Annotated in this window: 26 protein-coding genes and 1 tRNA gene; 12 read left to right on the top strand and 15 right to left on the bottom strand. The window is 43.0% G+C overall.

What is annotated here, in order from left to right; all coding sequences use genetic code 11:
• The first annotated feature begins 2 nt into the window (after positions 1 to 2).
• Positions 3 to 1,121 carry a ribonuclease D gene (rnd, locus tag R8N49_RS12795; RefSeq protein ID WP_031777213.1) on the top strand — a complete coding sequence of 373 codons (1,119 nt, stop codon included), beginning with the start codon at positions 3 to 5 and terminating at the stop codon, positions 1,119 to 1,121.
• A gap of 77 nt (positions 1,122 to 1,198) precedes the next feature.
• Here the strand turns inward: rnd and minE are convergent, their stop codons facing one another.
• Genes minE through minC form a run of 3 tightly spaced genes read right to left on the bottom strand, consistent with a single transcriptional unit; the run spans position 1,199 to position 2,957 of the window.
• Complete coding sequence (gene minE / locus R8N49_RS12790) at positions 1,199 to 1,462, bottom strand: cell division topological specificity factor MinE (RefSeq protein WP_005388332.1); 264 nt, start codon at positions 1,460 to 1,462, stop codon at positions 1,199 to 1,201.
• A 2-nt stretch (positions 1,463 to 1,464) separates the two neighbouring features.
• Positions 1,465 to 2,277 (bottom strand): septum site-determining protein MinD, encoded by an 813-nt coding sequence (gene minD, locus R8N49_RS12785; RefSeq protein WP_005388331.1) that lies wholly within the window; start codon positions 2,275 to 2,277, stop codon positions 1,465 to 1,467.
• Between the two features lie 17 nt (positions 2,278 to 2,294).
• Positions 2,295 to 2,957, bottom strand: a complete 663-nt coding sequence (gene minC, locus R8N49_RS12780; RefSeq protein ID WP_005382304.1) for a septum site-determining protein MinC — start codon at positions 2,955 to 2,957, stop codon at positions 2,295 to 2,297.
• Positions 2,958 to 3,154: 197 nt separating this feature from the next.
• Here minC and R8N49_RS12775 point away from each other — a divergent pair, with 197 nt between their 5' ends.
• The 4 genes from R8N49_RS12775 (at position 3,155) to R8N49_RS12760 (ending at position 6,945) form a co-directional block, all read left to right on the top strand.
• Positions 3,155 to 3,436 carry a YcgL domain-containing protein gene (locus R8N49_RS12775; RefSeq protein ID WP_005382303.1) on the top strand — a complete coding sequence of 94 codons (282 nt, stop codon included), beginning with the start codon at positions 3,155 to 3,157 and terminating at the stop codon, positions 3,434 to 3,436.
• Positions 3,437 to 3,484: 48 nt separating this feature from the next.
• Positions 3,485 to 4,456: a lytic transglycosylase domain-containing protein gene (locus R8N49_RS12770; RefSeq protein WP_005388330.1), complete on the top strand. Its 972-nt coding sequence runs from the start codon at positions 3,485 to 3,487 to the stop codon at positions 4,454 to 4,456.
• An 87-nt stretch (positions 4,457 to 4,543) separates the two neighbouring features.
• Positions 4,544 to 5,488: a LysR family transcriptional regulator gene (locus R8N49_RS12765; protein WP_025766976.1), complete on the top strand. Its 945-nt coding sequence runs from the start codon at positions 4,544 to 4,546 to the stop codon at positions 5,486 to 5,488.
• A 257-nt stretch (positions 5,489 to 5,745) separates the two neighbouring features.
• On the top strand, positions 5,746 to 6,945 hold the full coding sequence (locus R8N49_RS12760; protein ID WP_005382298.1) for a NupC/NupG family nucleoside CNT transporter: 1,200 nt from the start codon (positions 5,746 to 5,748) through the stop codon (positions 6,943 to 6,945).
• Between the two features lie 68 nt (positions 6,946 to 7,013).
• On the opposite strand, the gene folD is transcribed toward R8N49_RS12760, so the two are convergent.
• Positions 7,014 to 7,874: a bifunctional methylenetetrahydrofolate dehydrogenase/methenyltetrahydrofolate cyclohydrolase FolD gene (gene folD, locus R8N49_RS12755; RefSeq protein WP_186584417.1), complete on the bottom strand. Its 861-nt coding sequence runs from the start codon at positions 7,872 to 7,874 to the stop codon at positions 7,014 to 7,016.
• Positions 7,875 to 8,077: 203 nt separating this feature from the next.
• On the opposite strand from folD, the gene R8N49_RS12750 reads away from it, so the two are divergent.
• The 3 genes from R8N49_RS12750 (at position 8,078) to R8N49_RS12740 (ending at position 9,737) form a co-directional block, all read left to right on the top strand.
• A tRNA-Arg gene (locus R8N49_RS12750) sits at positions 8,078 to 8,154 on the top strand.
• Between the two features lie 395 nt (positions 8,155 to 8,549).
• Positions 8,550 to 8,741: a hypothetical protein gene (locus R8N49_RS12745; RefSeq protein ID WP_047462752.1), complete on the top strand. Its 192-nt coding sequence runs from the start codon at positions 8,550 to 8,552 to the stop codon at positions 8,739 to 8,741.
• Positions 8,742 to 8,789: 48 nt separating this feature from the next.
• Positions 8,790 to 9,737, top strand: coding sequence for a hypothetical protein (locus tag R8N49_RS12740; RefSeq protein WP_153645966.1), 948 nt, complete (start codon positions 8,790 to 8,792; stop codon positions 9,735 to 9,737).
• Between the two features lie 111 nt (positions 9,738 to 9,848).
• Here the strand turns inward: R8N49_RS12740 and R8N49_RS12735 are convergent, their stop codons facing one another.
• Genes R8N49_RS12735 through R8N49_RS12715 form a run of 5 tightly spaced genes read right to left on the bottom strand, consistent with a single transcriptional unit; the run spans position 9,849 to position 14,808 of the window.
• Entirely contained in the window at positions 9,849 to 10,280 is a 432-nt protein-coding gene (locus R8N49_RS12735; RefSeq protein WP_318095522.1) for a hypothetical protein, read from the bottom strand.
• A 28-nt stretch (positions 10,281 to 10,308) separates the two neighbouring features.
• Positions 10,309 to 10,536, bottom strand: coding sequence for a hypothetical protein (locus R8N49_RS12730; RefSeq protein WP_318095521.1), 228 nt, complete (start codon positions 10,534 to 10,536; stop codon positions 10,309 to 10,311).
• 11 nt (positions 10,537 to 10,547) lie between these two features.
• Positions 10,548 to 11,549 (bottom strand): hypothetical protein, encoded by a 1,002-nt coding sequence (locus R8N49_RS12725; protein WP_318095520.1) that lies wholly within the window; start codon positions 11,547 to 11,549, stop codon positions 10,548 to 10,550.
• Between the two features lie 2 nt (positions 11,550 to 11,551).
• Positions 11,552 to 13,318, bottom strand: a complete 1,767-nt coding sequence (locus R8N49_RS12720; protein WP_318189999.1) for a restriction endonuclease subunit S — start codon at positions 13,316 to 13,318, stop codon at positions 11,552 to 11,554.
• Entirely contained in the window at positions 13,318 to 14,808 is a 1,491-nt protein-coding gene (locus R8N49_RS12715; RefSeq protein WP_318095518.1) for an N-6 DNA methylase, read from the bottom strand. The genes R8N49_RS12720 and R8N49_RS12715 overlap by 1 nt, the downstream gene beginning before the upstream one ends.
• Positions 14,809 to 14,971: 163 nt before the next feature.
• Between R8N49_RS12715 and R8N49_RS12710 the strand changes: the two genes are divergently transcribed.
• Entirely contained in the window at positions 14,972 to 15,370 is a 399-nt protein-coding gene (locus R8N49_RS12710) for a hypothetical protein (protein ID WP_318095517.1), read from the top strand.
• A 167-nt stretch (positions 15,371 to 15,537) separates the two neighbouring features.
• On the opposite strand, the gene R8N49_RS12705 is transcribed toward R8N49_RS12710, so the two are convergent.
• Entirely contained in the window at positions 15,538 to 15,687 is a 150-nt protein-coding gene (locus R8N49_RS12705; protein WP_318095516.1) for a hypothetical protein, read from the bottom strand.
• A 75-nt stretch (positions 15,688 to 15,762) separates the two neighbouring features.
• Between R8N49_RS12705 and R8N49_RS12700 the strand changes: the two genes are divergently transcribed.
• Positions 15,763 to 16,131: an elongation factor Ts gene (locus R8N49_RS12700; RefSeq protein ID WP_318095515.1), complete on the top strand. Its 369-nt coding sequence runs from the start codon at positions 15,763 to 15,765 to the stop codon at positions 16,129 to 16,131.
• Positions 16,132 to 16,212: 81 nt separating this feature from the next.
• On the opposite strand, the gene R8N49_RS12695 is transcribed toward R8N49_RS12700, so the two are convergent.
• The 4 genes from R8N49_RS12695 to R8N49_RS12680 all read right to left on the bottom strand — a co-directional run bounded on the left by R8N49_RS12695 (position 16,213) and on the right by R8N49_RS12680 (position 21,754).
• The gene (locus R8N49_RS12695; RefSeq protein WP_318095514.1) at positions 16,213 to 17,541 is read right to left on the bottom strand and encodes an MATE family Na+-driven efflux transporter; all 1,329 of its coding nucleotides are present in this window, start codon (positions 17,539 to 17,541) and stop codon (positions 16,213 to 16,215) included.
• 3 nt (positions 17,542 to 17,544) lie between these two features.
• Positions 17,545 to 18,831: a nucleotidyltransferase domain-containing protein gene (locus R8N49_RS12690; protein ID WP_318189998.1), complete on the bottom strand. Its 1,287-nt coding sequence runs from the start codon at positions 18,829 to 18,831 to the stop codon at positions 17,545 to 17,547.
• 56 nt (positions 18,832 to 18,887) lie between these two features.
• Complete coding sequence (gene hsdR, locus R8N49_RS12685; RefSeq protein ID WP_412034902.1) at positions 18,888 to 21,332, bottom strand: EcoAI/FtnUII family type I restriction enzme subunit R; 2,445 nt, start codon at positions 21,330 to 21,332, stop codon at positions 18,888 to 18,890.
• A gap of 191 nt (positions 21,333 to 21,523) precedes the next feature.
• Positions 21,524 to 21,754, bottom strand: a complete 231-nt coding sequence (locus R8N49_RS12680; RefSeq protein ID WP_130546566.1) for a helix-turn-helix domain-containing protein — start codon at positions 21,752 to 21,754, stop codon at positions 21,524 to 21,526.
• A 141-nt stretch (positions 21,755 to 21,895) separates the two neighbouring features.
• Between R8N49_RS12680 and R8N49_RS12675 the strand changes: the two genes are divergently transcribed.
• Complete coding sequence (locus R8N49_RS12675; protein WP_011079931.1) at positions 21,896 to 22,420, top strand: hypothetical protein; 525 nt, start codon at positions 21,896 to 21,898, stop codon at positions 22,418 to 22,420.
• A 536-nt stretch (positions 22,421 to 22,956) separates the two neighbouring features.
• Here the strand turns inward: R8N49_RS12675 and R8N49_RS12670 are convergent.
• Positions 22,957 to 23,148: a helix-turn-helix transcriptional regulator gene (locus R8N49_RS12670; protein WP_151514602.1), complete on the bottom strand. Its 192-nt coding sequence runs from the start codon at positions 23,146 to 23,148 to the stop codon at positions 22,957 to 22,959.
• A 94-nt stretch (positions 23,149 to 23,242) separates the two neighbouring features.
• Here R8N49_RS12670 and R8N49_RS12665 point away from each other — a divergent pair, with 94 nt between their 5' ends.
• Positions 23,243 to 24,415 (top strand): hypothetical protein, encoded by a 1,173-nt coding sequence (locus R8N49_RS12665; protein ID WP_212755480.1) that lies wholly within the window; start codon positions 23,243 to 23,245, stop codon positions 24,413 to 24,415.
• Positions 24,416 to 24,490 lie beyond the last annotated feature (75 nt).

Genomic DNA, 24,490 nt, shown 5'->3' with positions numbered 1-24,490 from the left:
ATGTGAACTATCAAATTATTACTAAAAACAAAGACCTAGAAGAGGTTTGCACTCATGCCCGAGAGGCAGACGTAGTGATGCTGGATACCGAATTCGTTCGTATTCGCACTTTCTACCCGCAGTTAGGTCTGATTCAGCTTTTCGATGGTAATCGCCTCTCGCTGATTGATCCGACTGAATTAACGGATATGACGCCGTTTGTAGCGCTATTAAAAGATACTTCTGTGCTAAAAGTGCTGCACGCATGTGGTGAAGATTTAGAAGTTTTCCAAAACGCTTTTGGTTGTACACCATTCCCTATGGTGGATACGCAGCTGATGGCCGCTTTTCTCGGTCACGGCCTATCGACAGGCTTCGCATCGCTGGTGGAAGAATATTTAGGCGTAGAGCTCGACAAAAGTGAATCACGTACCGACTGGATGGCTCGTCCACTGACACAAAAGCAATTAGATTATGCTGCCGCAGATGTTCATTACTTGTTACCGTTATACGAAAAGCTGTTCGATAAGGTGACGCAAGCAGGTTGGTGGGAAGCTGTACAGCAAGAAAGTGATTTACTCGTTTCGAAACGTATTCGCGTAACCAATGAAGAGAATGCCTACCTTGATATTAAGGGCGCTTGGCAATTAAAACCTTCTGAGCTGGCGATTTTAAAGCCATTGGCGACGTGGCGTTATCGTGAAGCAATCAAACGAGATTTAGCGCTGAACTTTATCTTCAAAGAAGGTGATCTATTAACGGTCGCTCGTCTTGGTTTAACGAACTTTAAGAAGATGGAAGCAGAAGATATTGATATCCGAGCGATTAACCGCCATGGCGCGAAGATTGCCGCGATTGTTAAACAAGCGAAGCAAACACCTTCTGAAGAGTATCCTGCGAAAATTGAGCGTTTAATGGACTATCCGGGTTACAAGCAGGTCTTCAAAAATATGAAAGACTTGGTGAAATCGGCTTCGCAGAAGTCAGGTTTAGCCACGGAGTTCCTTGCCTCTAAAAAGCAGATCAACCAGTTGATCAGTTGGGTTTGGAAAAAAGATCGTGACCCAGAAGTATTGCCTGATTTGATGCAAGGGTGGCGCTTGGATTTACTCGGCGACAAGATGAACAAAGCATTAAAGTAATGAAAGATGAAAAAGGTTGGCCTCGATGCCAACCTTTTTCGTTCTAATTAGAGCATTCGTCTTGCGAGAGAAACTGATTACTTTTCTTCGTCTGGTAGCTTCACATTCAGCTCAAGAACTGAGATATCGTCGTCTTTGTGCTCAAATGTTAAGTCAACCATATTTGGATCAATTGCCACGTACTTGCTGATCACCTTCAAGATGTCTTCTTTTAATTGAGGCAAGTAAGACGGCGCAGGATCATTTTGGCTGCGGCGCTCTGCGACAATGATTTGCAAACGCTCTTTAGCTAGATTCGCAGAAGTTTTCTTCTGTGGACGGAAAAATTCTAATAATGACATGTCTAGCCTCCAAAGAGTCGTTTAAAGAGTCCTTTCTTCTCCTCAGTAAGGAAACGAAATTCAACCTGATTGCCTAATAAGCGATCAACGGTGTCAGAATAAGCCATACCCGCATCGGTGTTATCGTCAAAAGTGACTGGCACACCTTTGTTTGACGCGTTAAGCACGGCTTGGCTTTCTGGAATCACGCCCAGTAGTGGAATATGTAAGATCTCCTCAACGTCTTCAACGCTTAGCATTTCGCCTTGAGTGACGCGAGATGGGTTGTAGCGAGTCAGTAACAGATGCTGTTTTACTGGCTCTAGCCCTTGTTCTGCACGCAGTGACTTAGAATCTAAAATACCGAGAATGCGGTCAGAGTCACGTACAGAAGAGACTTCTGGGTTCGTTGTGACAATGGCTTCATCGGCATAGTACAAGGCCATTAACGCGCCTTGCTCGATACCTGCTGGTGAATCACAAATAATAAAATCAAAGCCCATTTCATCAAGTTCACCGAATACGCGCTGAACACCATCTTTTGTCAGTGCGTCTTTATCACGAGTTTGAGAAGCAGGAAGAATAAATAGGTTGTCCGTGCGCTTATCTTTGATCAGCGCTTGGTTTAATGTCGCTTCGCCGTTAATGACGTTTACAAAGTCATACACGACGCGGCGCTCACAGCCCATGATTAGATCGAGGTTACGCAAACCGATGTCAAAATCGATCACCGCGGTCTTTTTTCCCTTAAGAGCTAGACCAGAGGCGATGGCTGCGCTTGAAGTGGTTTTACCAACGCCACCTTTACCAGACGTTACTACAATAATGCGTGCCATTTTTTTTCCTTTTTAGATTAAATCGCGAGAACTTCTAAATGTAATGATTCATCGGCTTTACTGATCATTACTTTCTTTTGCCAGTACTCGCTTTCAATTTGATCGCTTAACCAGTAGTCACCCGCAATGGATACCAGTTCTGCTTGTAAATCGTGGCAAATAATACGCGCTTCCTGCTGACCACTTGCTCCTGCAATCGCACGACCTCGAAGTGTGCCATGGATATGAATAGAGCCGTCAGCAATGACTTCAGCACCTGCACTTACGTGCGCTAGCACCACCAAATCACCATCTTTTGCGTAGATCTGTTGTCCTGAGCGGACAGGCGTACGAACTACTTTCGTTGGTGCCATTTTGGCAGGTGCTTGGCTTGGCGATTTGCTCGCCGACATAATGGCGAAGCCAGCTTCGGAAGCAAGGTTTTGTACACGCTTGTCTTTACAGCCCGTTACACCGACCGGAATAAAACCGGCATCTGAGATGCCTTGTTTAAGCTTAGGGAAATCAATGTCGCCTTGTACTTTTGCTATATTGATTACCAAAGGCGCGGATGCAAAAAAAGAAGGTGCTTGAGAAACTTTTTCTTGCAAAAATTCGACAGTCTTTGCGATCTCATTGTCAGAAAGGTGTAAAACTGACAATGTAAAACTGCTACCTTTAAGGTCTGGTGAATGGGTCATCGTGGACTTCTTGCCTTTATTGAAAGAGCGTTGCCTTAAACTAGGTATGTCATGTTATATTTCATCCTTTGACGCAGCAAGTTCTCTCGTGGGCAAATAGGTGAATTAATCTCAAATTTGCTATTAAGTTTGCGAGAATTTGACGTTTACAACCTAATCCGCACTCAACGCGGCTAAATCAGCATAAAAGGCGTGTCATGCTTTGTTCTATTTATAAAAGCTCGAAAAAAGAAGGTACTTATCTCTATATTCCGAAAAAGGATGATTTTTCACAGGTTCCTGACACCTTAATGCAGATGTTCGGTAAGCCTATCGCTGTCATGACGATTAAACTTGATGGCCGTAAATTGGCACAAGTTGATATCGAAAAAGTGAAGGCTTCATTACAAAATGATGGCTTCTTTCTTCAGGTTCCACCGCCGCCGGAGAACCTATTAGAAAAGTACAAAGAACAAAAAGCCCAGCAGAAAGGCGAATAACGTCATCGTTTTTCATCTGGGATTTCTGCCTTGCTCAAGGAGGGCAATATGAAAAAGATACTGGCTACCATGCTTAGCGTTGGTATGTGTACCTCGGCTTTTGCAAGTAGCGAGGGTTTTGATGAATACTTGAATAAGCTGCGTGCTGAAGCTCGTGATAAAGGTATCTCAGAGCAGGTCATTAGTGCTGCTTTTGCTAATGTTGAGTACAAGCCCCGAGCAGTAAAAGCGGACCGAAACCAACCAGAAAAGAAACTGACATTGGATGAGTACATTCCTCGCGCGGTGCCTGAGTGGAAGGTGAAGCAAGCCAGACAACTCTACAAAGAGCATTACACTGAGCTAAAGCGTATAGGCGATGAGTACGGTGTCCACCCGCGCTTTATTGTGGCACTTTGGGGAGTTGAAAGTAACTTTGGTAAGTTTACCGGCAACTTTAAAGTGATTGATGCACTATCCACAATGGCATTTGAAGGCCGTCGTGAAGAGTTTTTCCGTAAAGAGACCATGTCGGCACTGCAGATCCTCGATCAAGGCCATATTGAGCTAGAGAACTTTAAAGGCTCATGGGCTGGTGCGATGGGTCAATGCCAGTTTATGCCAAGCTCTTTCCTTCGTTTTGCTGCTGACGGCAACGGTGATGGTAAAAAAGACATATGGCAATCTGAAGCGGACGTGTTTGCATCAACCGCTAACTATTTGAGCAAGTCTGGTTGGGATGATAAATATACTTGGGGTCGCCAAGTTAAGGTTCCTAAAAATATTGATCGCAGCCTGGAAGGGCGCACGGCTGAAAAAGGCAAATACCTTCAAGAGTGGAGCCAATTAGGTATCACAAAATATGACGGTAGCCCGTTGCCAAAACTGGATGAAGACATCAAAGCATGGTTGATCATGCCGGACGACGAGAATGGTCGTACGTATCTGGTTTACAATAACTACAACGTATTGATGAAGTGGAACCGCTCTTACTACTTCGCACTTGCTGTGAGCCACTTGGCTGACCGCATTAAATACTGATCTGCCACAAACAATTCGGCATCCAGTCTTCAATACAAGGGCTCTTCGGAGCCCTTTGTTTTTTCTATAACCAAATCGAGGTAAAGCGTGTTATCTGAACGTGCCGCACAAATGGTGATTTTCTCCGCTCTTCTTAAACACAAAAGCTTCACAGCTGCTGCAAAGAGCTTAGGCGTGTCGGTGTCTCATGTGAGTAAACAGTTGAGTCAGTTAGAAGCGTCTCTTGGTATCAAGCTTGTTCAACGCACTACGCGAAGCTTTACGCCGACAGAGGCAGGGAAAACCTTTTTTCATCACTGTGAGCAAGTGGTACAAGCGGTGAGCAGCGCCACATTAGAGATGGAAACCCAGCGGGATGAAGTGGCAGGTTTGGTACGTCTTGGGTTGTCGCAATCATTTGGTACCTTACACATTATTCCAGCGATTCAAGAGTTACGCGAACTGTATCCTCAACTTCAAGTGGAAGTACATCTGTTTGACTATAAGGTCGATATGTTAGCCGAAGGGCTCGATTTATGGGTAACCAACAACGAGCATTTGCCTGAAGGTTACATTGCGCAGCGTTTGACGGATTGCCAGTTTGTTGTTGCGGCATCGCCAGATTACTTATTGAAACATGACTCGCCAACAGAACCGGATGACCTATCTGCTCACAACTGCCTCATATACAGAAGCTGGGAGCGTGACTATACGGGGTGGGCGTTTACCAAAGATCAGCAAGAATTGAACGTAAAAGTCTCGGGTAACTATTCAGTGGATCTGGCAGAAGCCGTCCGGGACGCGGCTATTGCAGGTTGGGGTATTGCCTACCTTGCCACTTACTTGCTGGGTGATGAGTTCAGAACGGGTAAGTTAATACAGCTGTTACCTGACTGGAAAGCCAGCCAGTCGATGCCGTTTTATGCGGTATACCCAAGCCGCCAACATATGCCAAAAAAAATATCCGCAGTGATTAACTTTATCAAACAGAAGATCGGCAACCCTTGTCATTGGGACCAACGTTTAGCACCTTACATCTCTATTCCTAAATAACAGGATCAATGACGTTGTAGAACGACACATAAAGTGATTCACTTCACAAAAATTTTTCCTGAACCAGAAACATATTTTCCATATGGAAACAATTAAAATAAGCAAACGTTTATCTTCAATAAATTCAAGTGGTTATTTTATTGGTCAGTTATTGGTCTCTTAAACTTTTCACACTGTTAACATCCTCAACTTGCAGCATTTTGAGTCCGCTATACAATCCGGTGCCTTCCATATCCCCCTTCTGTCGGATTCATTTTATGAACTCAATTATTGGTATCGTAGCCATACTATTCCTAGCATGGCTACTTTCTACAAATAGAAAAAATATAAAGCTGAGAACGGTGTCGTTTGCGTTTGCTTTGCAGGTACTGTTTGCGTTGTTGGTTTTATATGTACCAGCAGGAAGAGATGCGCTGAATTCAGTGAGCAGTGTTGTGTCGAATTTGATCAACTATGGTCAAGAGGGCATTGCGTTTTTATTCGGTAATTTGGCGACAGGGGGCTTCACCTTTGCGATCAATGTTCTGGGTATCATCGTTTTCTTCTCCTCTCTTATCTCAGGTCTTTATCACATTGGTGTGATGCCAAAAATCATTAACTTTATCGGTGGTGGTATTCAAAAGCTGCTGGGTATCGGTCGTGCGGAGTCTTTGTCTGCAACAGCAAACATTTTTGTCGGTACCATTGAAGCACCATTGATGGTAAAGCCTTACCTAAAACACATGACTGACTCGCAGTTCTTTGCAGTTATGACAGGTGGTTTAGCGTCAGTTGCTGGCGGAACGTTGGTCGGTTACGCATCACTGGGTGTCGACCTCAACTATCTTATTGCAGCTGCATTTATGTCGGCACCTGCCGGCTTGTTGATGGCAAAAATTTTAATGCCAGAAGATACGGATAAAGCAGCAGATATCGACATTAGCCAAGTTGAAATTCCACGTGCAACCAACGTAGTAGAAGCATTAGCCGATGGTGCCATGGCGGGTGTACGCATTGCTGTATCGGTCGGTGGTACGTTACTGGCGTTTATTAGTGTCATTGCAATGCTAAACGGTATGTTAGGTTGGATAGGTGATCTGATTGGGACACCATTAAGTTTTGAGCTCATCCTAGGTTTTGTGTTTGCGCCGGTCGCTTGGTTGTTGGGTATACCATGGCAAGAAGCAACCACAGCAGGCTCGTTGATTGGTAACAAGATTGTTGTGAATGAGTTCGTCGCTTTCATCCAGCTTGCAGAAGTGAAGTCTCAACTTAGTGAACACTCACAAGCAATCGTGACGTTTGCTTTGTGTGGCTTTGCAAACATCTCAAGCATGGCGATGCTGATTGGTGGGTTGGGCTCTTTGGTACCAGAAAAGCGTGCATTTGTTTCTAAGCATGGTTTCCGTGCGATTATCGCTGGTGTCATGGCGAACTTAATGAGCGCTTCGATTGCGGGCGTGATTTTAAGTCTGTAATTGAAATAGATATCAACAATTAGCAAAAAGGCTCCTTGCGGAGCCTTTTTCGTATCTGAAGTTTTACGTTATTTGTCTGTGTGGAACTGTTCGCAAGCGAGCATCGTGTTCTCAATTAAACTTGCGACGGTCATTGGGCCAACGCCACCAGGAACAGGAGTAATAAAGCTCGCACTTTCACGTGCTTTGTCGTACTCCACGTCGCCAACTAGTTTGCCTGAGTCAAGACGGTTAATACCGACATCGACCACCACTGCGCCTTTTTTAATCCACTCACCAGGGATGAAGTTAGGCTTACCAACCGCAACCACGACAATGTCAGCTTGACGCACATGACTCTCTAGGTCTTTGGTAAAACGGTGACATGTTGTTGTTGTGCAGCCCGCAAGCAGCAGCTCAAGTGTCATTGGACGACCAACAATGTTTGATGCACCAACCACAACCGCATGTTTACCACGTAGCTCAATGTTGTAACGGTCGAGTAGGGTAATTATGCCCTTTGGTGTGCAAGAGCGAAGCTTTGGAATACGCTGCGCAAGACGACCAACGTTGTAAGGATGGAAGCCATCCACGTCCTTCTCTGGGTGAATGCGCTCTAAAACATGTGTTGTGTCTATGCCCGCAGGAAGGGGTAATTGCACTAGAATGCCGTCAATTTCATCATCGTTGTTTAATTCATCAATCAGAGCTAGTAACTCTTCTTCTGAGCTAGACGCAGGAAGGTCAAAAGACTTAGAAACAAACCCAACTTCTTCACATGCGCGGCGTTTGCTACCGACATAAACCTGAGAAGCAGGATCTTCACCAACTAGAACCACTGCTAAACCAGGAGCACGTAGCCCAGCTTCAACACGTGCTTTAACACGTGCAGCCACTTCGGATCGAACAGTTTGGGAAATGAGAGTTCCGTCTATACTTTGAGCAGTCATGACTTTCCTTATAAATTAAGAAGGCAGATTATCTGCAGCGCATTGTCGCAGAATTTCTTATTAACATCCATACGCAAACGTTTGCTTTGTGGTGTTTTTGAACATTAAGCGTTTTAATGGACTTTTTTTAGGCATTCAGATCAGAATGTTATGAAAACCCGTTGATTTACCCGTTTGAACTCGTATAATCCTGTCCCTGTAGCGCGCCCTTAGCTCAGCTGGATAGAGCACGTCCCTTCTAAGGATGTGGTCATAGGTTCGAATCCTATAGGGCGTGCCATATTCTATAAGGCCTGACAGCTTATTAAGTTGTCAGGCCTTTGTCGTTTTGGGTGTTTATAGTCGGCTAAGTAGTCGGTTAAGCTTGTAGCTTAATGTAATCATCTGTAATGAATACATAAGTTCGCTTGCTTCTCGCGGCTAGGTATTTGAAACTCAACATGCAAATCATCCCCTTTTCAAACATACACTTCATAAAGAAGCCTAATAGGACTTGTGTTTGGGTATAGAGTCTTGGGTTCCTTCGAGTCTGGTTACTACAGAAGAAGCAATGTCTCGAATTGACACAATGAGAAACACTGTTTTCAAGAAAATGTCGACATTGTCGGATAAATGTACAATTATTAACTTACTTGTATCGTGCTAGCCTTTTGATTTTGATGCACTGGAGAAATTATGGCCAAGACTAAACAAGATGTTCTTAGAGAACGTTATGAAGAGTTTCAAGCGCGTAAAAGGACAACTAAAGGTATTAAGTATGAGCTGGTTGATGGTGATGTGCTTCGTCTAGATACAGCTTCTGTCAAGCGCAATCAAGTTGTTAAGGCACAGATTGCTGCATCCAAAAATGTACCTTTAGAGGCTTGAGTTAAATGCCATACCATTAGGTGTGGCATTTCTAATTAGAGAGTAGGGATGATTAAGCCAACTGTATTGTTTTTATTGATACTCGGAATATCAGGATATTTCTTTCTTAATGGCCTATCTAAGTACCATTTCAAATTAAAACGAACTATTGGTTATCATACTTTTTTCGAGTCAACAGCCTTTGGTTTGCTCTTATTTGTATTCGCTTCTGTTATCCATATTATCATCCAGTATTGCGGTCGTATTCTGGGAGTTGAGCATGATTTAGGCTATTGGGCCTTATCAAAGGCTTTGCTTATTACCCCTAAGAGTGCAGACGTAGCGCTGTTCAATATTAGTTTGATCACCTTAATCCTTGGTTTCTCTTTACCGAAGGTACATATCCTCCTCGCAAGTTTCGGATGTTACAATAGTTTTAAAAATAAACTAATCGCTTTCAAGTGGGCAAGTTCATTAAATCACCGCTTATCAGAACTCAAGAGCAAAATTAAGATTCAAAAAGATGATGAGCTGAGAAAAGAGTTCCTGTCCGATGTAGAAAGCCCAGAGTTTTCAAGGCTAATAGATAAAGCTAGTGAATTATCACTTCCTATACTTTTTACCATGTCCGATAGTAAAGTTTACATCGGCTATCCGTATGAGATAACGGGAGGAGCAACAATTAACGATTTATTGGTCATTCCTTTAGTAAGCGGCTATAGGAGCAAAGATAAAAATAAACTTGAAGTAGTGACTCGATACATAGATGTTGTACAAGAGTTAAGAGTAAAGGAGAACATTGAATTTAAAAATATGCTTCTTCACGAGGGGAAGTATACTGAAGCTGAGATAGACGAACTCTTTCAACAATATCCAAGCCTCAGCTTAGATTCATCAGAAGTAGATGACTTGGATGAATTTGTCCCATACTTGGTCTCGCTACCGTACCGCGAAATAGTACATGCACACATTCACAACTTAGACCAGTATGAGCTATTCAAGTCAAAGGAAGATTGAGTGGCCTGCTATAAAGCCAATTACTTACCGTCTGTTTCCTTCATGTAATGAACGGATAGTTTGCATCAGGTGGGACATTTTTACATCGACGTTGACACTACTAGTGGAAGTTTAAAATCTGCCGACGAAAGAAACTCCCAGTTTATCAATTTTTTCTAGAGGGTGATAAAGTTGCGCATAATAGTTTTTCTCAGGATCTATTGTTAAATATCTATCATTGCCCACGATTTTAACTTTGTTGATACCTGGGGTACTTAGAGCTGAGATATAGCCTATAGGGTAGTCTGGCTCAATACTATAAGCATACCCAGCGTTATCAGTGCAAGATAGGCTTACTATATCAAAAGTGGCTACCATTTTATCTTTCTCGAGATTCGATGCTCTGACACCTAGGCGGCAATCTCCTCCATCAAAAACGTGTTCACTTGATGTGGAAGATATTGGAGAAACGGTTGTCACGATCGCAAATGTATAGTCGTGCTCAGTATTAGCAATGTGCGACTGGGGACTGTTCAGCCATGGCAATGAAAGAAACTCAATCACAGCGGCGGAACTACTTGGAATACTGTAGTTAGATGCCTTCCAACTTGGCTAATTTTAAGCGCTTTTCCACAGCACCATCACCTTGTACCGTTACGAGGATCGGCTGCTCATACCCAATAATCTGTTTTATATCTTGCACAAACCGCATCCCCGTATCTTTTGCTTCATAAACATAAGAGGTGGCAGTTAATAGCGCAGCGATAGAGATTACTATTTTGTTTTTGCTAATGATTTCCTTGAGTCTGGTAAAGTCCATTGGTCTCTCCATCAGATATTACTAACTTTCTCTACAACCATGCCACTTTGCTCTGCAAAGTGAATCAATCGAGTGATATTGCTGAGGCTCCACTGGTTGGTGATGGCTATCACCTCGTCGTTAGGCAGCGTAATCAGCGCGTCTTCATCGCTGTGAAAACGACGAATTCTACCTTGAGGGATATCATTCGCTAGGATGGCAATGCGTCGTCTTACAGGTTCGTTAAATGCGTTGAGTACATCATTCAAGCTTTGTGGTTGATGCTTCTCGATCCAGTCAGTGACTAACGCTAGCGCGAGGTGGCGCTTTTTGTAGGTATAGCCGTTATAGCGATACTCTGAGTAATCTTTTTCGCCTTTTTGAACGCTTGTGCGCTGCTCAGCACGCTTCTCTCGGAACTTCACCTGGTACTCTTCCACCTCGGGTACAGGGATGATCTGTTCGGCATTGATCAGTACATCTTCTTTGTAACGGTAGGGCGTGAGGCGCACGCAACTGATATCGATTCCTTTATCACGCAACCACAAGACAGAGGTGGTGAGTTCTTTACCGAAGTCCGCTGAGGTTAGAACGATTCGAACATCGTTACCAAAGTCATCTAAGCTGTTTTCATCAAGATCGACAAACTCCAGAATGGCTTTGCGGGCCTCAACCTCTTGACCTTCTTTTTTTAAGTACTGGGCATAGTAGTCACACGCTTTATCGAATGTCATGGTAGAGATCATTGCGGCATAGCGTAGCGCTTGCAGTTCCATATGCGCACCGATTTCATCCCGTTTAAGCTCGATGACCACTAAGTTGGCATTTTTATCGATGGCTAGAAGGTCTATTCGGCGACGGCTGTCTTCCCAGTCTGAAAACTCTTCTGATATCACCAAACAATCAGGAGCGATGGCATCAATACAGCCTTTCAGCGCTTCTTGTAAATCGTGCCGCTCTTGCAGCCCTTCGGCTGCAAAGGTGGTTGGTGTAAGTGCGGTGAGGTTTTTGTTGGCGATATTGTAGAGACTCATAGTTATACTGCTCGCTCAACAATTGCATCGGTGAGGTGTAATTGGGTGATTTGAGACTCTCGAAGTCTGACTTTTAAGCGCTCACATATACTGAGCAAGTCACTAACTTTTTCTGTGATACGGACTTGTTCATTTAGAGGAGGAAGCGGTAAGTGCATTTCACCAACATCACTCAACCTAAAGCTATTTTTAATACCTCGTTGTGGAGCATCAAACTGATATTTAGCTAGTGGAGACCTCATAAAATCAGGGAAGTATTTTCCTTGGCATTCTGGCATAAATCGTAATAAGCACGTATGTTGGTTTATGTATGCTTCACCAAACTCTTCAGGAATTAATCCCAAGTTACCGACATCACCTGTTATGGAAATTAATAGATCTCGCGCCTCCAATTTAGTTCGAGAGCCTTCGCCCCCTTTAGGTGGGCGTACAAACCTTAAATTGTCTACACGCAGCTCGTAGCTGCCTCGGGATAAATTGCCCATGGTGACAAATAGAGCACCAGAGTCAGAGTAATATTTAGCCCAATCTCGAGAACCCGATGTAGTAAATAGAGCTACATCTTGAATTCGACACCACTCCCATCCATTCGGTAGTTCAAACGGCTTTTCATCTTCAGCAATCGGTGGAAGAACTTTTTGCTTCTTGATTTTCTTCTCTTTGACTAACTGTGCTTTTTCTTCCGCTATTCTTTTCAGTAACTCAGCAGCAGGTTCATCGCTTGGATCTTGCGGAACCAACTTACCCATCACTGCCAGTTGCAAGATGGTTTGTTTAAGCTGGTCGATACTCTCTTCAGTGGTGAACAAGGTATCGAAATGCTCGCTGATTCGCGCCCAGTTTTGCATTAACTCGTCAGCATCGGCGGAGGTGGTGAGTGTGTCCAACAGAGTTGTTACTAGCACTTGATGCGCCTCGATACTGGCTTCGGTTTGTTGCTCAAGCTGATCGCAGAGTGCCATTAACTCATCGACTTTGGCGACGATGCGGTGTTGTTCTTTTAATGGTGGTGTTGGTAGCAAAATAGATCGACTTTTCGTCACAGATATATTGTCTTGCCCTGCTGTCCCGATTAAGTCAATTGCTTTAAGGAACGTACCAGCTCTTAAGTAGGTATAAATATATGTGTTTAGAGCAGTCTCTATCGGCCTAAAAAAAGTAATAGCCTGATTGCAGTTCCACTCAGGGTAATCATTTGAGATGATCGCAACTTTACCTAACGGTGGCCCCACGATATTCATAATGACATCGCCAGGGTAAAGGCAAGATCGTTTTAACTTAGTTAAGTGGCACTCAATATCCACAAACTGTGGTTTATAGTCAAAATCTACTTTCTGATCTCTAATGTTATAAACCTTCAGATACGGAATACCTTCACTTTCATTGAAACTACTTTTTGGCGGGGTTGAACCTGACGTGATTCCAAAACAGATATCATCTAGACGACACCACTCCCAATTTTCTGGTATCAAATATGGCAGTTCGTCATCAGAGATAGCTGGCAGATCTTTCTGCTTCTTAATCTTTTTTTCTTTGACCAACTTAGCTTTTTCAACCGATATTCGCTCAAGCAAAACAGAAGCAGGCTCGTCATTAGGATCTTGAGGAACCAGCTTTCCTTGCACAGCCAACTCCAGAATTAGCTCACGCAGCTTTTTAACGCCATACAGTTCTAACTTCTTACTGCTGCCTCTACCAGAGGTCGATTTAGTCTTTACTGCTGACGTCCAAATATCAATATGCTCGGTGATCAAGTTCTCTATAGCCATTATTGTTCTCCACCTTGCTTTTTATCTTGAATGGTAGAGCTAAGCGCATCGCCGAGAATGCCTTTCAGTTGGTCACGCAGTGCTTTGATGTCTTGTTGTTGCTGCTGATAGTTCGCCAGTAACTCTTCAGGATCATGGCTGATTACTTCGTCCTGATACGGGTTTTTAATATCAAGGTTAAAGTTGCGCTCGATTATATCTTCAATCGACACTTTCCAAGCTTGCTTGGTCTCGATGCGGCTAGTGAATCCATCGGCCTCGTTACCCCACCAATCGATCTCTGGCTGGAACTCCTCAAACTTCATCGGTTTGGTTTTGCTGTAGTTCTTCACGCCTTCTGGGTAAGGGTGCTCATAGAACCACACTTCTTTGGTCGGTTGGCCTTTGGTAAAGAACAGAATGTTGGTCTTAATACCTGTGTATGGGTTGAACACGCCATTAGGTAAGCGAACAATCGTGTGAAGGTTACACTCTTCCGTCAGCATCTTTTTGATTTTGGTTTTTACGCCTTCACCAAACAAGGTGCCATCAGGCAATACCACACCAGCGCGACCATCTTTATCCAATACTTCGACAATAAGCTGCAAGAATAGGTCAGCCGTTTCACGAGTTTGCATTTCGGCAGGGAAGTTCTTTTCAATCCCGTCCTCTTCTGTGCCGCCAAACGGTGGGTTAGTCGCAATCACATTGATATTGCTGTCCCAGCTTGAAAGCGGCTTGTTAAGCGTGTTGCCATGCTTAATCTGCACAGGGACTTCGATGCCGTGGAGCATCATATTGGTGATACACAGCAAATGTGGCAGTTGTTTCTTCTCTACACCATGGATTTGCTTTTGCAGCGTTTGGTGGTCGGCTGCGCTTGTTACGTAGTTCTCTTTGACGTGATCGAACGAGCAAGCCAGGAATCCGCCAGTACCGCAGGCGGGATCCATAATCTGCTCACCTAGTTTAGGGTCAAGACGATTAACGATAAAGCGAGTCACCGCGCGAGGGGTATAGAACTCACCCGCATTACCTGCACTTTGTAGATCGCGTAGGATTTGCTCGTAGATGTCACCAAACAAGTGACGTTCTTTAGAGTCAGTAAAGTCGATTTCGTTGAGCTTGTTAATCACCTGACGCAGCAGTGTGCCATTTTTCATGTAGTTGAAGGCGTCACTAAAGGCTTCTTTCACCACAAAACCACGTGGGTTGGTGTCTTTCGGTGCGGTTAGGTTTTTTAACGTAGGGAATAGGTCATCATTGATGAATTCCAGCAGCTCATCACCTGTAATGCCTTGGTTATCTGCCGCCCAGTTGCGCCATAGGTACTTGGCTGGGATGGGTTCGCGGTAATCATCTAACTCGAACTCTAGCTCTTCCTCTTGAGCATCAAACACTTTAAGGAATAAAAGCCACGACATTTGGCCTAGACGCTGCGCGTCACCATCCACACCCGCATCTTTACGCATGATGTCTTGAATAGACTTGATAACTGAACTGATTGACATGGAGTTCTACTACTAACTGACTGAAAAAATTGGGGCAGATTATAGCAGAAATGGGTCGAAGAAAATGAACTTATCGCTATGAAACTATGTTTGTAATTGTGGTTTAATAATGAATCAGTGATATAAATGAAATAATAAAAAATATAACCAGGTTGTCTAGAAAATGAAGGTTGAGTGTCCCCATTGTCACACTGACAATGTTATTGAATATGCAGAGAATATCTCGTGTGAGAAGTGTGAAAAAAGCTTCAAAGGCTTTAAATTTAGTAAACGGAAACTGGTATCTGCCAGTACTGCATTGGTCGTGGGCGTGGTTGGTGGTTATAAGGTGAATGGTGCTTTTGATGAAGAGCGTTACCCATTAGAAGTAGAGTATGCCATCGTTGATACCTGCATAAACTCGTCAAAAAATATGGTGTCGGTGAGTTGGTATGAGAGTAAGCGAGAAACGTGTTTATGCGCTCTTTCACAAACGGAAAAGTCTGTGCCGTATACCGATTACAAATCTGATCAAAACTTGTTTTTGAGTAATTTCAAGCTGAATGCAAGAAGTTGTTCATAATAGAAAAATGAGGCAGCTAGACTGCCTCATTTATATCTAATGTGCTTAGCGTTTAGGTGTGTTGCCACGACCTTTGCCTGAAGGCTTGCCAGTTGTGCTTGGGTAGTTTGGATTACCTTTCGGCGCAGTCTTTGGTGCAGAACTTGGTTTTGCCATGATGGTGACTCCTATTTACCTTGTTTTTGGTTGTTGGCAGCAGCGCGTTGAGCGCGAGCCGCGAATGAATCTTTAGAGACTTGTCCGCCATTTTGTTGTGCTTGATTCGCTTGAATACGAGCAGCGGCTCCTGGGGTCATTGGTGCTTTGTTTTTAGACATAGTATTTTCCTTTTCATTAATTGAATGCTTGTCTCCGCTGAGACCATTGCATAGTAACTAGTAGGGTAGGGACAAATGGGGACAGCCCAAAAACAAAAGCAGATTCGAACCATGTTGGATGCCTTAGGCTGGAGCCATAAGCAACTGGCCGATGTTCTTTACGAAGAACTTCAGTGTTCTGAACATGAAGATATAGAAGATGTTTCCCCGCAGGAAATTCGTAAGTTTAGAGAGACTCTCAAGAAGCAGTTACAAAGGGAATCGACGCCAGAGAGTAGGCTTGAGCAGTATGTAAAAGTGATTTCGGAACATCCAGATTTTATTGCATTAGGGCTAGATGTCGTGGTTCCAAAATACGTTAACCATAGCTGCTTGAGTGACTATTCACTTGCAGAGTTAGCAGAGGTATCCAGTTGGTTGGATGATAGGGAGCAGGTAGATTAAAAACGGCTAAATAGCCGTTTTGTTCTAATTTCTTGAGTTTGTTGGTTGGCCTAGTGAAGTCGAAAGTTAGACAAATTGCTGTCACGATTGGATTTCAGCGGCTTGTATATCATCCGCTTTGCTACGTAGAGCTAGGTACAACACCCAAGTGATTAGCGCATCAGCAGTAATGCCCAAGCCGAACATTATGGCGATTCGTTCAAGAGTCGGTACAAAGATACCGATTTGATAAAGCACAAAAGCACAACCGTAAAACAAGGTGTTTACGATAAGTGATTGATACAGCATTAAATCCGTGCGTCCAATACCATAAAAGTAACTGTCTATGACATTGTTTAAACTGAAAATGACATAGAACCCAACCATCAGCCAAACTAGACTGGTGATTGATTCTGGGTTCTCTATTCCCATGACATTGGCTATAAAGCTGTTCCAAAGCGGTGCGGTGAGTATCCAAACAGCAATGATTCCTAACGTTATCCAAAGGTAGCCATTGACTCGCTCAGATGTTAACCCATTGTTTGTCGCAGCATCTTGCTTAACCAGTTGTCCTAATGTCAAAACGGGAAGTAGTAGCCAGCCCCAAATAAATTGATTAGCAACCCAGAACGTTCCCGCTTGTTGTACTTGGTTAATAAGTTGAAGAATCATGACAATAAAGGCAGTATTTCGCACGAGTGACTCAAGCCCTGACTTCCATCCAATTTTTGCCCATTCTTTGAGCCATTGCGATTGATCTCCTTTAGAAAACTTGAAGCTCAGAGTGATCCCTGATTTCGATAAATAAATCAGGGCAAACAGCGCGAGAAGACTATTGACTACGATATTACTCAGAGCAATACCATTCACTCCTAACTGAAGGGAGTAAGGTAGTTGACTGACGAAGACGCTGTCACAAAGGACAGTCATGAGCATTTGTACTATTAGGAGACCATACAGCGCCTTTCGTTCATTTCTTAGGACTAGAACCAAAGACAAAAAAGCATAGAAGCTAGAGAGCAAAATAGCGGCAGATTCCAATCGAATGTATTGGATTGTTTGGGTCAATAATTCAGCCTGTTGCTGCATAGCATCTACAAAGTTCGGGGCTAGCCACAATACCATTAAGGTCACCACAAAGTAGCAAATCAAGGTAACCAAAAGAGATAGACTGGCTCTTTCGCGAAAAGCTTCATTACTATGAATAACTCTGCCTAGAATAAATGCTAGAGGGATAAGTAATGCTTCGCTGAGGACTTCATATCCTACATTTAGCCATGCAACTTGTGCTGCAATACTAAAAGTCCTTGGGCTAGGGATGCTGCCCAAGAAATGGATTCGTGTAGTTGAGTAGATTAATGGTATTAAGCTTGTCAGAATCAGCACTAGCCACAGTTGGTAGTTGATTGTTTTTATTTGATGATTTTTCAATTTTTAAGCCTTGTTATCTTCACTAGGGATCTCGTGGAGAAAGCGACTCTCCACAGAGAAATAGCCATTACTTTTAATCAGTTGTTTCTTTCTAAGCCGTTCGAACAGTGTGATGAGGTACTGATAAAGTTCAGTATATTGCACTGTACTGATATGAGTTGCTGAGCCTTTAAATACTTGCCATGGGAAGTCAATCAATGTTGTAGCAGCGTGTTTGGGAAGGTAGTTGTGTTTAAACTCACTTAGCAATAAATGTTCTAGCTGAACACAATAGTGCTGGATGATAGAGCAGTGAAAGTGGTACTTGTAACTGTCGTTGTTAGCGATAAGGTTCGGTAAGGAGCAAAATAAAAAGTAAACCTGAGCGGCCAACTCTTTGGCTTGCTTTCGCTCGCTTGTATGTGTTTTGGTAACGGCGTCTAATTGTTCTGCAAGACCAAGTTCACCCTTTAAAATAGTGAAGTGAACGTTGTAGATTTGTGACTCACGATAATAAAGAGAAATGTCAGACAGCGATTGGCCTACAACGATTTCTATAAGCAAACGGTCTTGTGTTCTAAGAGTGATTTTCGACCCCAAAATATCGGTATGAGCCAATTGTTCACCGAACAATCTGAGGAGCCTTTCATGCCAACCCTGAACCGAAATCGATGACTGAATAAATAAATCGATATCAGAGCGCTTTGTTAACTGATTAGCGCCCAAACTTCCGTAAAGTAGAGCTGTAGATACGCTTGTATCTGTGCTCAATACTTTATTAAGTTTACTGACCCAAGTGTGTTGAGATAATGGGAAGTCCGCCCAGAAGGCATCAAAGTTCTCAGAGAAATCAAAGCAGTAAGACTGCCAAATTTGTCTTTGCCAGTGAGTTTCTAGTTCCGTCGGTATGATTTTATCTTTCAAAAATCTAATAGTTTCATCAACAGCTTGCAGTTTTTTGTAGGACGATGGGTAAGGGATTTCTGAGTATCTCTCGTCATCAATTGCATTGATACTCTGCTCAATATCTCTAGTACAACAGATTAATATGCCTGTTTTCCTATCTAATTGACTGGTAAGAAGGCTAGCTGTTTGACCGTATCCTGTGAATTCAACAATCGCATTTTCCTGTTGTTTAACCGCAGCAAGGAAATGCTCACAAGCAAGTTGCTCACCTTGCTCGGTTCCATCGCCAAAGCGAATTCGATACTCATCTAATGATAAATAAATGAACTCAGGCAAACGTCCTTGTATTTGTTTGCTTAACGTTGTTTTGCCTGAATTTAGGTTACCAAAAATATAGATATGCATGATGACTTGAGGTCATTAACCAAGCTAAAGAAGCTCTAGCTTGGTTTAAATGGTGATTAGGCTGATTGATAAATCTCAGCTTCCAACTCAGAAATCGCTTCTAAGTATTGCTCTTTTCCGCCAAAGCACTTTTTGACGATTTCAGCAGGGCGTCCCATCTCGTCAAAAGGCTTAACTTTGAGTACATGAATATTCTCAATCTCTTGAACGCCTTCGTCTGCGTACTTGTCCAGTAAGTTGTTCAACACCTGCTGAGCCGTTTCACCGTACTTAGTGAAGTAGTTGCGCTTTTTGACGTTGTCAGCGCGTTCTTTTCTAGTGAGTGCTGGTTGGTCATACACGACATGACAAATCATGTCGAATGGGTCGAGATCTTTGCCGACTTCCAGCTCTAATGCTTCCCAGATGATGCCTTCCTCTGCCAGTTCATCAATGATTGCTTGCTTTTTATCGGCATCTTGCCAGCGCTTAACAAAGTCATCCATTGAGGTGAACTGTTTTGCCATCGTCTTGCGGGTATAGTCTTTGAACGATTCGGTTACGAGTTTACCGTCGGAATCGTAGTATTGAACACGTTCGGCAATGGCTTTCACCGTTACACCGTTGACATGGAACTTTCTAACTCGGTTTTCATCCTGCCAATCATCATCGGAATTGCTACCGTCAGAAGGAGATAAACCTGAGTCGTATGGAGCTTCTGGTTCTTGGATGCTTTCAGGGTCGATATCTTCCCCTTCAAATGGATCATCTTGTTCAAGTTCATCCTCACCATCGATGATCTCATCGAGTCCTTCATCGGTATCAAAGTCTTCTGGTTTTGTCTCTTTAACTCGCTCAGGGACACCATCAAAGCGCTCATCAGCGAACAGTTCAGTCGCTTTTTTAAAGTCGAGAATGGTAAACCATAGCTTTCCGTAACGATCATCAATACGAGTACCACGACCGATGATCTGCTTAAACTTGGTCATCGACTGAATGCCCTGGTCAAGAACAACCAGTTTGCAAGTTTTTGCATCGACACCTGTTGTCATGAGTTCTGAGGTGGTCGCGATAACAGGGTAAGCCTTTTTGGGGTTAATGAAGTTATCAAGCTGAGCTTTGCCGATTTCATCATCACCTGTAATTTTCATTACGTATTTTTCATTCTTAGCAACTTGCTCAGGGTTGCAGTTGATTAGTGCTCGACGCATACGCTCTGCGTGGTCAATGTCATTACAGAACACAATGGTCTTCGCCATCGGGTCGGTGCGCTTGAGGTAGCTGGTGATGGTCTGTGCAACAAGTTCTGTTCGCTCATCAATGACCATAGTTCTGTCGAAGTCTTTCTGGTTATAGATCCTGTCTTCGATAACTTCACCATGTTTATCGACTTGTCCTTTGGTTGGTCGCCAACCTTGTAAATCTACATCGATATCCACACGCACAACTTTGTAAGGGGCTAAGAAACCGTCTTCAATACCTTGCTTTAGAGAGTAGGTATAAATGGCGTCGCCAAAGTACTCGGTGTTAGACACGATATCGGTTTCTTTCGGTGTCGCGGTTAGCCCTATTTGAGTCGCAGAACCGAAATACTCAAGAATCTCGCGCCATGCGCTGTCTTCAGCGGCACTGCCACGATGGCACTCGTCAACGACAATAAGATCAAAGAAATCAGGATCGACCTGTTTGTATGCTTTTTGGTGCTCTTCTGGGCCAGTCAGAGCTTGATACAGAGCTAGGTGGATTTCGTAAGCGGGATCGACTGTTCGACCAGTGACTTTGGTCATAGCGGTGCCAAACGGCTGGAAGTCGTTGGTCTTAGTTTGATCGACCAGAATGTTTCTGTCCGCCAAAAACAGGATGCGTTTTTTGGCTCGGGACTTCCACAGTCGCCAAATAATCTGGAATGCAGTGTAAGTTTTGCCCGTACCCGTTGCCATAACCAAGAGTACACGGTTTTGTCCTGCTGCGACCGCTTCCACGGTTTTGTTTATCGCTTGTAGCTGATAGTAGCGCGGGGACTTGCCGCTACCATCATCATGGTAATCTTGAGTAATGACTGGAAGGTGCTCGGTTTTGTAGCCTTTCCAAACGCAATACTTGTCCCATAGTTGCTGAGGTGTTGGGAAGTCTTCAAGTCGAATTTCAGTTTCGAGTTGAGCTGGGTTGGTTTTGTCGTGGAAGATAAAACCGTCGCCATTTGAGGCAAAGACAAAAGGGACTTCAAGTAGGCTGGCGTAATCTAGACCTTGTTGCATACCTTTGCCGACTTCATGTTTGTTAGCTTTTGCTTCGACAACTGCTAGAGGCATGCTCGGTTTATGGTAAAGGACGATGTCCGCAGATTTTACCTTTTTCCTCGCTGCTGCCTGACCACGAACGATGACCTTACCGTCACGTAGTTTTACCTCTTGACGGATTTGAGACATATCATCCCATCCAGCATCTTTGATAGCAGGAAGAATGAATTTCGTGATGATGTCGGTTTCAGATAGCTTTGATTTATTGATTGTCGATTCCATGCGATTAGCCAGCTCAGTACAAATGCATTTCATGACTATACCAAAGGATGCATAAAAGCAGAAAAGATACTGACTTATCAGTGAAGTGGATGGTGTTTTTCTAAAATAGGCAAAGGAACTACACAGGTAGAAATCTACACTGCGAGAGCAGTGTAGTTGTTCGTGAAAAAGCTTAAGGGCTTAAGCCTCATCTATTCTAACAAGTCTGGACGGTCTACTGGTAAAAGATCAGTTACCTCACAATCGAGAACTCGAGCTAGCTGGTAAAGCTTTTCAACTGTGATTCGAACGCCATCTCTTTCTACCTTACCTAAGTAACCACGACTAAAGCCCGCCTTGATACTCGCATCGGAGCTTGATAGTCCGATTTTTGTTCGTTTATCAATGATATTTTGAGCTATTTCTTTCGCTAAATTATTCATATCGTTACATGACGAAGTTTTTTTTCAGTTTACATCAGTCATTGAATTGACTCCATGATAATCACTTGACTTAAATACGAGTGGGTAATATATTATCCACTGTGGATTGGATAATATATTACCCATTTGATAAGGAAGTATATGAGAGTAGGTACTAAAGAGTTGTACAAAATCGGTTTGGAAACTCTTCAGCATTATGAGCAAGAAGAGTATTTCAGCTTGTTTAGTTACCGAAAGCTATTGAGGCCTTTTCTCGAGACGCATTACTGCATTGATGAACATATTGAGCGGTTTAATAATCAGTCTTATCGAATTTTGAAAATACTAGAACAGGAAGGGAAGGTTGTGCGATTAAGTCCCCCTCGAATAAATAACGCTCAATTTGTTGCAGTCGGAGGCACAAAAGTCACACAAGAAAAGCATAGAGTAGGCCAAGGGTATTTAGAGTCTGAGCTAGTTAGCGAAGAGCGACAATACCAAGATCAGTTGAACACTAAACTTGTTGAAATTAATGACCAAATAGTTGCGCATAAAGAACTGCTAGATCTGTTTCCAGTTCATGGTGAACATTTGAACAACGAAATAGAAAAGCTAGAGCGTGAAGCATTACTTACTGAATATAAGAAAGAAATTATGGGGAAGATTATTAATCAAGAGAAACGCTAATCGTACATAAGGGTGGTTCTCGACCTGCGGTCCGCACTATAGGAACCAGTTCGTAGTTGGACTCTCTTTGTAGTCATTCCCATGCGTGGGAATGAGTCAGCGGTTCGATAGTGATTTGTGAGGTGCTATGGGATCTTGCTTTAATTTGTGGGGGAATTTTCTCTGCTTTCAATGACTAAGCTTTGTTCGGCTGCAAACGCTTCGAGAATTGAGTCTACGATGTCGACGTAGTAGGTATAGCGACAGAAAAATCTAATATGAGTCTTATTGCTGTTAATGATAGCGCGAACATTATTCATTCCATTGTCTATACAAAATTGATCTTTGCTAGACTCACTCTGAACAGCGCGTTGCCCATTAAATTTCGTTTTAGACAGGTTGTTTAACACCTCCCTAATGTTCATTTGTTGAGTAATTACCAACGCATTACTACATTGTTGCATCACTGTCTCCTAAAGTTTCGACTATAGGTAATATAGTATATCCATTCCCATGCGCGGGAATGGATCATCGTGATGTAGAGTTACTTACTCCTATTAGTACGGTAGCTCTGTTGTTTGTTCTTCGAGCCATAATTCAATCGTGTCTCGTTTCCAGCCCACAACTCTTGGACTGATTGAACAAGCCGCAGGGAGACGGCCTTCTTTCCGCCATCGCCAAACAGTAACTTTGCTTATATTTAGGTATGTAGCTAACTCATTTATTCTTATAAATTTTTTATTATTCATTTTATTAAGCTCTTATTTTTGTTATTGCTTGATGTAATCATACGAAAGAGTCTGTACTCTTCGTAGAGTAAGTAAAAGACACAATAGGGTTGACATGGTGGATGAGTTAGCTGCGCCTATGTTACGCAAGCAGTTGTTGAAGAATTTAGAATCATTAGAAGAGCAAGCTAAGATTGAAGGGAAACGACTAACTCAAAAAAAGAACGTAAACGGTATCTCGATATTAACTGCATTAGAAGTTGAGCTTGATCAAGGCGTAGCCGCAATTTTGGCTCAAAACATATCATTTTTAACTTCTTTCGTGGGAAAACCACCCGCGACAGTAAAAGAGTTTGTTCGGTTTGCTGGGGGGCTTAGTAATACGATTGAAAAGCTCATGGACTATAGGACTGGTGATAAGCCCTTGTTGCAACATCAGGAGTCAGCAGTAATAGACTATGTTGATGCCATTGAGCAAATGCTTGTCAAAGCAAAGGGGTTTACTCCCCAAAAGCCATCGTCTGACAAATCCAAGAAAGATTATACTGAACAGGCTTTACCGTTCTGTGCATTATGCTTTAAGCGAGTGAATCAGTCACCTTATTACTGTAAGGATCATCACTCTTCTAGGAGTGCTTTAGCATATAAGAAAGCCACAAGAAGATTGATTTCTGCCGTCTATCGCCATAGTGATGATGAAGATGCGCAAAGTAAGCTAGAAGACTATAAACAAGGTAAAGAACGCTTGGATGCAAGAACTCTTTATTCTTGGCTTAACTTATTCTCAGTAGAGCCGCGATTGGTGATGTCTGAGCTACTCAAACTGGATCGAGATAATGCAGGCTGGCAAAGCTATGCTGAAGCTGTACTTACATTTACACGGGAGCATTACCCCCATGCTTACGAGCAAATTAATGATATCGACAACATTACTTCTTGCTACGACGATTGGATTGTAAACGTTGCAAGGGTGCTAGGAGGGGACGTTGAGGCAAACTTGTGGAAAATTAAGGATGCTCTGATCTGGTTAAAGAGTGCGAATAACATTCAAAAATCGTTGACACTCCTAAACTGTATACGCAGATATGAAGCGTTTATGATAGTTAATAATTTCCCCGTTTTAAGCGGAGCGAAACAAGGCACCAATCCTAACATAGCGAAGCGTGAACAGTTGAAACAGCTATTAAAAGAAAGAGATGATGACCCATCTCTTACGATGAATGAGATTGCGAGAATATTAGGTGTGTCACGAACTGCTGTATACAAATTGAAGAATAAAGTTATTTAGCACTAGAGGGTCAACTATAATAATTTGATTGCCAAATAGGTAAATAACTAAATGTATTCATGCTGGCAAGCAGCA

Source organism: Vibrio sp. 1978 (genome assembly GCF_033344345.1).
This window is presented reverse-complemented; position numbering and strand designations above follow the sequence as displayed.